The sequence below is a fragment of the Bacteroides sp. Marseille-P8574 genome (genome assembly GCF_902825465.1).
Taxonomy (GTDB): Bacteria; Bacteroidota; Bacteroidia; order Bacteroidales; family Bacteroidaceae; genus Bacteroides; species Bacteroides uniformis.
In genome coordinates, this window is record NZ_CADEBE010000001.1 from 1,460,415 (window position 1) to 1,473,432 (window position 13,018).

Genomic DNA, 13,018 nt, shown 5'->3' on the forward strand with positions numbered 1-13,018 from the left:
CAAAGTATTACCCCCCCCCACACTTATTGATGTCATTTACATAGTTTTCACTGATTGGCATCGACTCGTATACAAAAATAAATTTATCAACACGGCATATCTTGACCAATTCAGCGAAGTAGGATTCTACTCCGCCGTATTTAGTCGATTTCATACCTGTCAGTTCTAAAATATTCATATATTCACTATTTTTTAAATATTCCACAAAAGTCCAATATCACCTTATCCTCTCGCCATTCTAATTCTTTGAACGGAGTGTGTGCTGTAAGGAATACCACGATGTCCGCCTTGTCGTAGGCTTCTTTGTAATCTGTTAACTTGAACACATGGTGCTCCTTTACATTGGGTTCCACAACCAGGATATTGGCATTATTGCAACTCTGCATCACTTTCGTGGTAATATATTTTGCAGGACTCTCGCGCAAATCGTCGATATTCGGTTTGAAAGCCAACCCCATCATGGCAACGCACGGTTTCCGATGATGTTTCAGTTCAAATTCCAGCATGGCATTTTTCACTTTTTCTGCGCACCAAAAACTTTTGTAGTTGTTAATTTCACGGGCATCGGCAATCAATTTACTCTCTGCTGGAAAATCAGCAGTGATAAAATAAGGGTCAATAGCTATACAATGACCTCCCACGCCACAACCAGGCTGCAAGATGCTAACCCGCGGATGTTTGTTGGCAAGATTGATAAGTTCCCACACATTGATACCGGCCTTGTCACAAATCAAGGAAAGTTCATTCGCAAAGGCTATTTGTACATCCCGACTGGAATTCTCCGTCAGTTTGCACATTTCAGCAGTACGACAGTTGGTTCTATGAAGTGTTCCCTGCACGAATTGAGAATAAAATCCAATGGCCTTATCGGTAGATTCAGGATTTAAACCGCCTATGACCCGGTCGTTATGTATCAGTTCGTAAATCACATTGCCCGGCAATACACGTTCGGGACAATAAGCCACATAAATCCTATCTTCCAATTCAGGACGTTCGCTGAAAATGAGGCGGGCCATCGCTTCGGTGGTGCCTACGGGTGAAGTGGACTCGATGACATAAAGGTCGCCTTCCTTTAATAATGGCAATACGGCACGTGTAGCGGCTTCCACATAACTAACGTCCGGTTCATGATTTCCTTTGAACGGGGTGGGAACTACCATAAAATAAGCATCGCTCACCTCCGGCTTTATGGAAGCTTTCAACGAGCCGGCATTCACCACCTCCTGCAACATCTCCTCCATACCCGGCTCAATGATATGCAGATGTCCTGCATTCGTCATATCCACTACCTGGGGGTTAATATCAACTCCTGTAATCTGAATGCCGTGCTTGGCGGCGATAATGGCTGTGGGCAATCCGATATACCCCAAGCCCATAAAACAAGCTTTCATTATCAATCTGTTATATAAGTTATTAATCTTTTAAAATTTCTTTCCGAGTACAATTGAACAGAATGTGTTCAACAGAATTTTAAAGTCGAACCACCATGAGCGATGTCCTAAATAATAAAGGTCATATTCCAAACGTCGGAGCATCTTCTCCATCGTATCCGTATAGCCGTTATATAGTGTGGCATATGATGTTACGCCCGGACGGATTTGGTAAAGATAAGTATATCGCTTGTCGTGTTCAAGTATCTGGTCGATATAAAACTTACGCTCCGGACGTGGACCGATGAATGCCATATCGCCACGCAGAACATTGTAGAGTTGGGGTAATTCATCCAAATGGTGCGCCCGGATGAAACGACCGGTCTTAGTCAATCGGGAATCATTTTCACCCCCGGTATGACTAAGCTGCGGTCCGAACTTCTCGGCATCCAGACGCATGGAGCGGAATTTGTATATGTAGAACGGGCGCCCGAATCTGCCGATACGTTCTTGCTTGAAGATGACACTTCCTCCATCTTCCCTGCGAATGGCAATGTAGCAAAACAGGAATAGCGGAGAAAAAATGATCAATGCAATCAATGACAGGATAAAATCACCGATACGCTTTACATTGCGCGCAAATGCGGACATTCCATCGGGAATGAAACTGTCCCGTGGCACATATTGGCTGACATGTGTGGTGACAATTATTGCATCATCATTCGGGTCATCCTTTTTCAGCTTATGCAACCACTTCTGATAAGCATTAAAATTTATTGTATCTGCCATTTTTAACTTTATATAGGTCTCAGTTTGTGAACCTACCTCAACAGAACCTTGCAACAATGAAACAAGGGATTCTCCGGATGTAACCGTACACGGCATCTGAAGACAGTCTGAGTAACTACGAAAATTCATGTAGCCTTGTTGTTTATCAAAAAGACGTAAACCGTATGCGGAATAACCGTATGCACACCATGCACCGATCTGTTTATTCCGATACAAGTGGATATAAGAACCATCATTTTGATTTTCGTTTTCCCTTATAAGATGAACATTCATAAAAGTATATTGTTTATAATTTATCGTAAGCACAAAGCACTATACATTTGACTAATAATCAAGAGGTTTCCTGATCGCATCTATTCTATTTCACCTAAGACATACTTGTGGGGGCATGACGAAGAAGTTCCATTCCTCACACGAAGGACAACAGAATCTTTGATAGAGGAACAATCGTGATTATCGTCAATGTTGTTAATGCAGCTTCGTATCCGACCACTGTCTGGACCAAAGCCATAGCTGTTATGGCATGAGCCGTAGTGAAACCATGCATAACAACATTGGATATAAAAATATCAGTGTCTTTTATTCTAAGATTAAAGATTATACCAAATCCTGTTGATTGTACAAGTCTTGTTGCAATTTAGTCAACGGACGTAGATGAATGTCCGTTTCATTCTCCAGAAAACCAAAAATGATACGTTTCTGAAGGGAAGGAGTTATGGTCATCCCATCGTATTGATTTTCCATCATCTTCATATAGCTCTTATCCCATGCCTTACGTTTCCAGATAATTTCTTCCGCCACTTCCATTCTTGCCGACAATGGCACTTATTGTCACCCCCGCAGCAAAGAAATTCCTTTCAAGCGACCTGCACTCATCACCATAGCCATTGAACTGATATTGTTCACCTTGTTTCAAGATGCGCAGTACGTTCCTGTTCCAGCGGTCATCCTTTCGGATTACAAGGCTCGTCAATGCAAAATTTGCAATCATTGATCACTTTGTTTCTGTAAGGTTCCAATGACTTCCGATTTTACTGCCGAAGCGACCAATGTCTTGTAACAGCCTATGGCATGGATGTCACAACCGGTACGGTCGTACATTCCGGCTTTCAGCAGGGCTTCGGCCTTTTCCTGTACATGTTTTCCGTACATTCCGGCCAACGAGGGCAAATTGAGTTGGAAGGAGACATGCTCTTCCTTCAAGGCCTGATAATCCCTCTTCTGCATATATTCATACCGTTCCGAATGTGCAAGCAACGGGTAATAACCTTTCTTTTGGATGCGTTGCAGGACAGAGAGCAGTTCCATTGGTGGATTGAAATAGGAGGTTTCCACCAACAGGTAACGTTTCCCCTCCTCTAGGGGCAGCAGGTCATCTTTTTCCAGCCGTTCCTCAAAGAGATTGTCCATCATGTATTCCGCAGCCAAGGCAAGTTCCAGTGTGCCGTTATAACTCCGTTTCAATTCTTGGAACTTTTCCTGCAAGGTCACAGTTTCATTAGGGATGTCCTCCATGATGTGCGGCGTGAGCCATACCTTTCTGACTCCATGCTTTTCCATCATATCTAGAATTCGGAGTGATTCATCCAATGTTCCCACTCCGTCATCCACTCCCGGAAGGAGATGGCTGTGACAGTCGGTCATTCCTTTCAGGATACCGCTCCGGGCGAAGGTTATTGTCTTACGAAAGGGCCACATGATAGTTGAGTTAAAATTAAAAGTTCTTACGAGAACGATAACATGCAAAATCAATCACTTGATGACCATCCATTTACCCCCCCCCATTTTTCCTTTATTTCCATAATAGGAAGAGTAGCCGTTGCGATAGCCATATCTATAGCCATAGCGGCCTCCGGCACTTTCTGTACCGTTCAGTATCACGCTGAGGTTCTTGAAACGTTTCTCCTGGTAAATATTTTCTAGTTCGGGCAGCATGCTACGGTCCAATAAACCGCTGCGGACTACAAAGACGGTGCGGTCAGCCAGTTTCTCGATGATCTGCGCATCGGCCACGATATCGATAGGCGGACAGTCAATAAAGATATAGTCATACTCGCTGCGAAGCACCTCTATCAAAGTGGCCAGTTTGCCGTCCTCCAACAGTTCCGTCGGGTTTGGGGGAACAGTACCGATAGGAATGATATGCAGGTTGTCGTATTTTTCATCCTTCACGATAATCTCCTTCCAGTCACTGACACGGTTGCCCAGATAATCACTTAAACCAGTCTTCGGGGAATCCACGTAGGAGGAGGTGGAGCCGTGACGCAGGTCACCGTCTATCACCAATATTCTCTTTTTCTTGATGGCAAAGCTCATGGCAATGTTCATGGCAAGGAACGACTTGCCGCTGCCAGGATTAAACGAGGTAAGCATGAACACGTTCTGACCGCTGTCCTTGCCTGCCATAAAGTCAATATTGGAACGTAACACGCGGAACGCTTCATTGATAATGTTACGGTTGCCTTCCTTCACCACGATGGCTTTCATGACAGACTGTGTGTGTTTATCGAATCCCAATTTCTTCTTAGCACTGAGATATTGGGGGATCTCACCGATGAACGGAATGCTTAGGTTTTCCAGATCCTTTCGCCCGCGCACCTTGGTATTCATGTTTTCCTTCATGAAAATAATCACCGCCGGAACAAGCAGACCGATGGCGAATGCCACCAAAAGGATATTCATCTTTCGGGGGGCTGTGGGAAGCATGCTGCCTCTCGGAGCGGTAATCACACGTGTATTGTAGGCGGTGAAAGCCTGTGAAAGCTCGTTCTCCTCACGTTTCTGGAGCAGATAAAGATACAGTTCCTCCTTCACCTTCTGCTGGCGTTCCACAGAAAGCAGATATTTCGCCTGGTTCGGGTTGGAAGCCAGTTGGCTGGTGGTCGTGGCTTCCTGTTGGCGGATGTTGCGTATTTGGGTATTGAGCGAAACAATCAGGTTGTCCACCGACTGAATGATGGTACGCTGCATGCTTTGCAGTGAGTTAGCCATGTCTTTTGCCAGAGGGTTCTTCTCGCTACTGTTGGCGATCAGGCGGTTACGTTCGAGCACGATCGTGTTATATTCACCGATCTGGCTCTCGATATTGACATTAGCGATACCGGAGTTGGTGGGTAACAGCTGGCTGAGTTTCTTGTTGTTCAACTCTTTCCGGATATACTGTGCGGTGGAAAGCTGGCTGTTGAGTGCCAGCAACTCCTTCTTGTTCTCGGCGGACTGGGACAGGTAGAGGCTGGATGCCGCCTGCACATCCGGCAGCAGGTGCTCACTCTTGTAACCGGCGATGTTCTCATCTACATTGCCCAGCTCGTTTTCGATCACGCTCAGACGGTCACCGATGAACTGCGAAGTACTGACGGCGATCTGGTTCTTGTCCTGAATCCATTTCTCGTTGTACATTTCAATCAGGGTGTTCAGAATGTCTTCAGCCTTCTGAATGGAGGCATCGTTGATACTCAGATTGATAATGGTGGCATCCTCGTTTCCCAATTCCGCATGCAAAGCGGCTGTATAATAATCGGTGACGGCACACACATTACCTTTTCTATAACGTATGGAAGTGCCCACGAATGAATCGTTCCAATATTTTGTGAAATTGATGACAAGTGTGCCTATTTCAGTACGGATGGAATCGCCCATCTTTCCGGAGAAATCTTCCCCAAACGCTTTCCCGTTTACTTCCATGTCGGATATGACAAACGTTTCTTTGGATGAAATATCTATTGTAAAACCGACAGGAGTTTCATCCAAGTGGCGATAGGTGACTGCTAAAGGCGAACTTTTGTATAATTCCACATCTTTCAGTCCTTTGCGGACAGTATAGGTCTCGTTTAATCCCAACCGCTGTACCACCTCGGTCATCAGCGTGGGCGATTTCAGGGTGAGCAACTCATTGTTGATATTGGTATTCGACTTGAAGATACCCAAGTCAGAAAATTCACTGACCACATTGGTGGATGTTCCTCCCTTGGAATCATCTTTCACCAAAATGGCAGCGGTACGGGTGTAAATGTTCGGGGTGCCCAGCAGGTACAAGGCGGCTGTCGCCAGGGTTACGAACAGGGAGAGGGCAAACCAGTGCCACCGGGGCATGAAAATCCCCCACAGGTCTTGTATGCGTATGAAGTCGTCAGCAGGCTTGCTGGCGGTTGTTTTCTTTTCTGTCATATTATAAAAATATAAAGTGATTCCTTTTCTGAAGGTTACTTGAATATTAGCACACCCAACGAAGTGAGGAATGAAGCGACGCTGATCCATAGCGATACGGACTTCACGTTATTCTCGTTGATGGTGCTCTGACCGGCACGCATCTTATTGGGCTGCACATAAATCACATCGTTTTGCTTCAAATAGTAGACCGGAGATTTAAAAATGTCCTTACTACGAAGATCTACCCAGTGGGTGACACGCTCACCGTTTTCCTCGCGGATGACAAAGATAGCATCACGTTTACCGGTAATGGTCAAGTCGCCCGCCATGCTGATGGCTTCAAGCAAAGTGATCTGGTCTTTGGTTATGTTGTACTTGCCGGGGGTTTTTACCTCACCTAACACGGAGAAATAGAGATTCATGAACTCTACGGTCACTACCGGATCTTTCACCAAGTCCTCTTCCATCAGCCGTTTCTTGATAAGGGCGGCAATCTGGCTTTTGGTCATACCGGCAATATGAAGCGTACCAATGACCGGAAAGTCTATGTTTCCCTTGTCATCGAGCGTGTAACCGGATATTTCACCATTATTGTTGCTACTACGTAAATCGGCAGTTCCTGCCCGATACTGGACACGTGTCAGGTTGAACAACGCTGCCAACTGCGGGTCTTTACTGGATACCATGATGGAAATTTGGTCCTTGGGCTGCACGGTGATGTCTCTTGCACCCACAATCGCTTCAGGCTGATTCACAGCAATGTCTTGAAAGTAAAGAATCTCCTTCGAAGTGTGACAGGATGTAAACAACACTATCGCAAAGAGATAAATCAAAAATCGATTCTTCATATTTATATCTGTACAGTTTATATTATTTCTAATTTGTAATTTCAATTAATTTTTATCGTGATTTTTGCGAAGTCCCGTAAAAGCCAGCGGTTTTAGGAAAGAACTTCAATCAGATCGGGGTGCACCTCAGCGGAAACGGCCATGACACCCTCCAATAGGACAACCACCCTACGGTTTCTCTTGCCCTGCACCCGCACAAACATGCCCTTCACGTTATCGAACTTGCCACCGTGGATACATACACGCATTCCTCTTTTCAAGTCTATTTCTTCGGGCCTATAATAAACAGTGTCCTCCTCATAATGAGAAGCTATCTTGATGAAGCTGTCCATCTGGTCATCCGGTACGGTAATATATTCCACCCCCGTGCTCTTTTCCCACATGGCGAATTGCAAGAAATTGTATCGTTTCTTGAATTCAGTGATCTGCGAATGGCTGGCGTGGACGAAAAGCAGACTCGGTATAACCGGCACCAACTTTTTTGACTTCACTCCATGATAAGTTCTTACGGCATAATGTTTCGGGATAAAATATTCCAAACCATATTCCTTGTCTTTCAGCCTGTCCTCTGCCATTTTCTCATTCTTGTAGGCGCGCATGACGAACCATCGGACCTGCCTTTTTTCCTCCGCTGTAAAAAGACTCGTACTCATATTCCGAAACATTTTATAGGTGTGGATATAAACCTAGTTCATGCCAACCTACATATTGGCATGTATTACAATGGATTACGTTCCCTTTTCCCATAATATCCATTGTTAGTTCCATACTTTTGACAAAGTGTACAGACCTCATTTCCGGGGCTTCCGTCACTACTTCTCTTGGCAAGAGAAATATTAGAGGACCATATTTTATGTAATTAATTGATAGACAAGTAGAAAAGCGAAGTGGCATTGTGGCGTTTATCCAATATATGTTAAGCAAATACACTCTGTATGAATGTTTTGGTTATATTTTATCACCTGTTTTCTATCGTTTCTTCAATATTTTACATAACTTTGCACATTGTAATATTTCTCTTGCCAAGAAAATGAGCCGTATGCTCAACAATTTTTATTATATTACAAAATGCTTTCAAAAACCTTTCAAACGCATCTGGTTTTAAATTGTCAATAAGAACATTTCCAACAGTATTCTGCCACTGTATTCATAGATCTTTTCCGGTACTTTTCTTTTTAAGAGAAATACCGGAAAGGGATAGTTCTGATAATCAGATGCTATATATGGAACCTGACAAGGATTTGTTTGACAATTAAACCGGAATTTGAAACATTTTCTTTCGAAGAAAACTGTTTTTTATCATACAGGTGGATATTTTCCTATATTTTACCTATCTTTGCAATGTCTAATATTTCTCTTAAAAAGAGAAGCAGGATCGGTATAGCCTTTTATTCAGTATTCTGCGTGTCGCATTTGTTCCCGTTATAAAGATTTAAGTATGATGTCATTTGCTTTGTCTACCTGTGAGGTGTCCAGTGAGGCGAGGTAGATTTTGGTCGTGTTCTCCGAATCATGTCCCATCGCCTCGCTGATGGTTGCCAGCGGGACATTTTTGCTTCTGGCAATACTCGCCCAGGCATGGCGCGCTACATACATCGTGAGCGGCATGCCGAGCCCGAGCCGTTTCCCAAGTTCTTTGAGTTTCCCGTTGATGAAATGCGCTGTGCTCCTGTACTGCCGCACGGCATCCTTAGCCGTATCTTTGATGACCGGAAAAAGGTAGGGGCTGTCATTGTGGCCATACCTGTCCAGTATCTCCTGCATGGGTTTCTCCCATTTAATGGACAGACGCCGTCCGGTTTTCTGCCTGCGGTAGGTTAGCACACCGCTCTTCAGATCAGCTTTTTTCAGGTAGGCAATGTCAACGAACGACATGCCACGGGTATAAAAGCTCAGCATGAACATGTCCCTGGCGTATTCCATGCCCGGGGAAATGCGAAGGTCCAGATCGCGTATCATGCGGATCACTTTCAACGGAACAGCACGTTTTACGGTCTTGTCTATCCCGGTGTAGACATGTTTGAAAGGGCTGCGCTGTATCGTCAGTTCCTTGTCCACCGCACGGTTGTAGACGGCACGCAGGTTCCGCATATAATAGGAGGTGCTGTTCGGACATATCCCCTTGTCCTTCAGCCATGCCTCGTATTCCAGCATGAGGGTGGAGCCGATATCCTCCAGCGGGATGTCGCCGTCCCTGCCCCGAAAGCGCGTGAAGCTGTTCAGTACGGTGGTGTACCTCTCGGCGGTGCGCTTCTTGCCGACACGCTCCAGTTCCTCCACGAGCCTCTTTCCGAAGGCCATGAAATTATGGCTGTCCTCAGGGGGCGGGTTGTGAAAAAGTTCGACAACCCTGCCGGCGGGATAGGTACCGCCGGAACGTTCCAGTCCGGCAATGATACTTTCCAGACGGCGGATGTCTTTTTCCATCCGCTCCTTTAACGCAAGCAGAAGGCTTCTTCTGGCATCACCGGATACCGGCAGTATGATTTCCGACATGCGTCCGTCCCATTCCGAAGGGAACAGCCTGTAGCCGGTGTTTATCTGGCGCGCCACCCTTCCGTGGATGATCTGGAAATAGAGCGTTCCCTCCCTGCCTTCCACGGACGAGGACCTGAATTTGGTTTTGATTGTTGCCATAGTGCAGTCATTTTGAATTAGGATTGTCCACTTGCTTCCTGATTTCCTGTGCCTCCCTGAACAGCCGGTGCGCCAGACTGTCCTTGTAGGCCGCCATTTCATGATTACGGATGCGGTTCCTGACCGAGTCCTCAAAAGCGGTCACCAGCCTTTCCACACGCCGGATCTTTTCCTCGTCCCGCTCGATGGTGAAATGCTTCTCCAGGAAGGCGATGTCGGGATCATCCCCCGGCAGGCAGATCCTGATGGCACGGTATTTCAAATCGGCATCCTTCAAAAGCCGGTTCGTGCGGTACTGGTTACAGTTGGTCCAGACGGAAACGACCAGTGCCAGGATCAGTGCTGAAGCTGTCGTTACCACCGCCTTGGATGCGCTTTCCAGACGGTAGGTCACCAGTTTGTGTACCGGTTCCTTTTTCAACAGGACCATTCTCTCATCCAGCCGTCTTACCGTTTCCTTTACCGCCTGGCTGTCCTGCCGCAGGCTGTCCCTTGTCTTTTCCATTTCTCCGGCAAACGTTTCGGCAGACAACGGCCTGCCTTCCGACAACCGGGCGGTATGGCTACGTACCGCTGCTATTTCCGAACTGTTTTTCTCCACTGCGGATTGCAGGCGTTCCAGACGGATTTTCAGTTCCGCAATCCCTTCAGGGGAATTGGTCCGGTTTTCAACTGCGGGGCTTGTGCCTTCCACAGGCAGCGTCTCCACTTTCTTCTCGATCCTTTCAAGGCATCCGTAGATGCCTTCCAGATAATTTTCCTGTTTCATCTTTCAAAGTTTTTTCGTTATACATATGGTTCACAAACTCCTTCCTTTCCTGCGCTTCTTCTTTCTCCGCAGGCGTTCCGCCTCTTTCTCGTCCTCCGTCGGTACCACCGACGGCATGAACACGCCACCCGTACCGGTGACTTCGACCAGGTTATCAATAACAGAACCATGACTTTGTTCATGGTACGGTTGCTTTTGGGAAACGTCATTTTCCAGGGACGTGACATGGTTATGGTCCAATGCCGCATCCAGCCTTGACCAACTGAAACTGCGGTCAATCCCACTTCCCTTGAATGACAGACCGTTCTTTATAAAGCGGATGCCCTGCACTTCATTAGTGTTTTCCTTGTACTTGAATTCCATTTCCACGCCCATTTTTAAGAGCTTATTTTGAAATTCTTTCCATGTATCTGCACTCCTCAAAGCTTCCTTGACCGCACGGTATATTTCGTATTTCACCTTTTCGGAAGCATGCAGCTTTTCCGTTTTAACGGACTGTTTGCCTTCGGAATAGGTGAGCGAATACTTGTCCTTAAGCATTTTTGTCACTTTCTCGTTGCGCTTGAAATCGTTGCTGTCGGAAATCACCTTCCCGTCGAAGTTCACCCGGTTGAAGACGATGTGGCAGTGCGGGTTGTCCGTCCCGTGATGCCTCACCACGATGAACTGCGTGTTCCGTATCCCCATCAGCTCCAGGTATTCCTCCGCCAGCCTTGCCATGAACGCGTCGGTCAGCCTCGGTGCGTCCTCCGGCTTGAAGCTGAGCGCAATGTGCCCCACCGGTTTCGCCACGTCCGGATTCAGCAGGCATTGCCACCGGAAACTGCGTGCCGTCTCCTCCACCGTTCCCAGCAGCACGCCTTCCGAGGCGATGATTTTTGCGTCGTCCTTCTGCGTCACGTAGCGTATGCAGCCGCTGAACGAGCGGCCTTTCCTGATCTTCCCTATCATGAGGCTATCCTCCTTTCGGCCTGTAATCATCCATGATCCGCTTCAGCTTTCCCAGCAGCCCCTCTATCAGCAGCCTTGTCCTGTAAAAGCCGGTCTGGTGCGAGAGCTTTGTCAGCTGGTTCAGGTTGTTCGCCATTCCCGCCAGGCTGCGCAACAGTGCGTTCTCCTCCGGTGTATGCCTTGCCGTAACGGTGGCCGCCAGTGCTGCCTCCCTGATATAGACCGCCAGACTCCGGCCGGACTTCCCTGCCCTGAACCTGAGAGCCTCGTAGCTGACGGGGGAGAACTTCACCGTCACGCCTCTGGTCAATTTACGCGTCCTGCCCAGTGCCGGACAGCCACATTTTTTCTTCATCCCATTCACATCGTTTGTCATATGTTTTTTCTTTTTCGTCCGTACTTCTTTCATTCCAAAATCTGCGACCGGCGGGAGCGGATTTGCCCTCCCAGCAACCGCCGGGCGCGGGGAGCAAGGGTTTTCGGGAATCCGGAAACATACCCTTGCTCCCCCCACAGAAAAATCCCCCCGCATTTTCCACATTGAAGCGGGTACACAGGGGACTGTGCATACATCGGGTATACTCCACGCCCGGTAACAGGCTGTCAGATTTTTCTCCACTGCTCGATGTCCTCACGGTAGGCGGCAAGATGCTCCCTGGCAAGGTTCTCCAGCAGTCCGGAAACGCTCATGCCACGCCCACCGAGCCTGCGGACGATGGCGTCCAGTTCGTCCCTCACATCCTCACTGACGAACACCGTCTTGCGCTTCCTAATCTTCGGGACGGTGAGGTATGTTTCTCGGTACTCCTCCAGCGAGGCCCTACGCTGCCTGCCGCTCGTCCTTCTTCTCACGGGGTCTTCCGGTTCCGGCGGGGTGTCCTTTCTTCCCGCTTCCCCGGACACCTCTTCCGCAACGGCCCCGGATGGAATCACCGGTTCCGCATCCGTACCGGCGGATTCTCCCGAACCGGGTTCCATCATGAGTCTTTCCCACCACTCGTCGTGGCCGGCTCCGGGACTACGGCCGTTCTTTCTGTCTGCGGTTTCGGATACCGCCATTTTCTTCCCTTTCGTTTTTTCAGTCGGTTCACTTTTCATTGTACATGGATTTTAGATGGTTGATACTGTGGGCACAGTCTACCCGTTTGCCCGATTGTCGGAAGCAAATAAAACGATAATAACAAGTGCTGTGAAACGGACGGGTCCGATTGGCGGGGTTTGCCGTGTTATTCATATTGTTGGATCAGTCTGACGGTGATGACTTCACAAATATACGCACCGGAAATTTCCCACTCTTCGGGAACGGATCTGAACGTCTGTTTACTAAAAGCAAATGAATATTAAAATCCGATTTCCATGACATCTGATGACATATAATGACATCTGATGAAGGGGCGGAACCATATCCGGGAACAATCATTTACTTTGCAGATGAAACAAGTACGCATATGGTGTCAAAGGTAGTCATCCTGTCTTGAAATTCAGGACGTTCCGCCGGGATTCAC

At 47.3% G+C, this 13,018-nt stretch carries 14 protein-coding genes; all 14 read right to left on the reverse strand.

Features of this window, described 5'->3' with window-relative positions; genetic code table 11:
• Window positions 1-7: 7 nt before the first annotated feature.
• Window positions 8-178 (reverse strand): hypothetical protein, encoded by a 171-nt coding sequence (locus HUX74_RS06220; RefSeq protein WP_174646372.1) that lies wholly within the window; start codon window positions 176-178, stop codon window positions 8-10.
• A 7-nt stretch (window positions 179-185) separates the two neighbouring features.
• Entirely contained in the window at window positions 186-1,391 is a 1,206-nt protein-coding gene (gene wecC / locus HUX74_RS06225; protein ID WP_005634550.1) for a UDP-N-acetyl-D-mannosamine dehydrogenase, read from the reverse strand.
• 30 nt (window positions 1,392-1,421) lie between these two features.
• Complete coding sequence (locus HUX74_RS06230) at window positions 1,422-2,021, reverse strand: sugar transferase (RefSeq protein WP_085931221.1); 600 nt, start codon at window positions 2,019-2,021, stop codon at window positions 1,422-1,424.
• A gap of 735 nt (window positions 2,022-2,756) precedes the next feature.
• Window positions 2,757-2,978 carry a hypothetical protein gene (locus HUX74_RS06235; protein ID WP_227945686.1) on the reverse strand — a complete coding sequence of 74 codons (222 nt, stop codon included), beginning with the start codon at window positions 2,976-2,978 and terminating at the stop codon, window positions 2,757-2,759.
• The gene (locus HUX74_RS06240; protein WP_005634557.1) at window positions 2,932-3,150 is read right to left on the reverse strand and encodes a hypothetical protein; all 219 of its coding nucleotides are present in this window, start codon (window positions 3,148-3,150) and stop codon (window positions 2,932-2,934) included. Before HUX74_RS06240 ends, HUX74_RS06235 begins: the two co-directional genes overlap by 47 nt.
• Entirely contained in the window at window positions 3,147-3,857 is a 711-nt protein-coding gene (locus HUX74_RS06245; RefSeq protein WP_005634560.1) for a tyrosine-protein phosphatase, read from the reverse strand. The genes HUX74_RS06240 and HUX74_RS06245 overlap by 4 nt, the downstream gene beginning before the upstream one ends.
• Before the next feature lie 54 nt (window positions 3,858-3,911).
• Window positions 3,912-6,326 carry a polysaccharide biosynthesis tyrosine autokinase gene (locus HUX74_RS06250; RefSeq protein WP_032596394.1) on the reverse strand — a complete coding sequence of 805 codons (2,415 nt, stop codon included), beginning with the start codon at window positions 6,324-6,326 and terminating at the stop codon, window positions 3,912-3,914.
• 35 nt (window positions 6,327-6,361) lie between these two features.
• A complete protein-coding gene (locus HUX74_RS06255) occupies window positions 6,362-7,156 on the reverse strand; it encodes a polysaccharide biosynthesis/export family protein (RefSeq protein WP_005634567.1) in 795 nt (264 codons plus the stop codon).
• 92 nt (window positions 7,157-7,248) lie between these two features.
• Complete coding sequence (locus tag HUX74_RS06260) at window positions 7,249-7,809, reverse strand: UpxY family transcription antiterminator (RefSeq protein WP_032596399.1); 561 nt, start codon at window positions 7,807-7,809, stop codon at window positions 7,249-7,251.
• Window positions 7,810-8,578: 769 nt separating this feature from the next.
• Entirely contained in the window at window positions 8,579-9,793 is a 1,215-nt protein-coding gene (locus tag HUX74_RS06265; RefSeq protein WP_005634576.1) for a site-specific integrase, read from the reverse strand.
• Between the two features lie 7 nt (window positions 9,794-9,800).
• Window positions 9,801-10,562: a hypothetical protein gene (locus tag HUX74_RS06270; protein ID WP_005634578.1), complete on the reverse strand. Its 762-nt coding sequence runs from the start codon at window positions 10,560-10,562 to the stop codon at window positions 9,801-9,803.
• 30 nt (window positions 10,563-10,592) lie between these two features.
• Window positions 10,593-11,513, reverse strand: a complete 921-nt coding sequence (locus tag HUX74_RS06275) for a relaxase/mobilization nuclease domain-containing protein (RefSeq protein WP_032596396.1) — start codon at window positions 11,511-11,513, stop codon at window positions 10,593-10,595.
• A gap of 4 nt (window positions 11,514-11,517) precedes the next feature.
• Window positions 11,518-11,889: a plasmid mobilization relaxosome protein MobC gene (gene mobC / locus HUX74_RS06280; RefSeq protein ID WP_032596400.1), complete on the reverse strand. Its 372-nt coding sequence runs from the start codon at window positions 11,887-11,889 to the stop codon at window positions 11,518-11,520.
• Between the two features lie 227 nt (window positions 11,890-12,116).
• Window positions 12,117-12,611, reverse strand: coding sequence for a DUF3408 domain-containing protein (locus tag HUX74_RS06285; protein WP_004295306.1), 495 nt, complete (start codon window positions 12,609-12,611; stop codon window positions 12,117-12,119).
• Window positions 12,612-13,018: the final 407 nt, after the last annotated feature.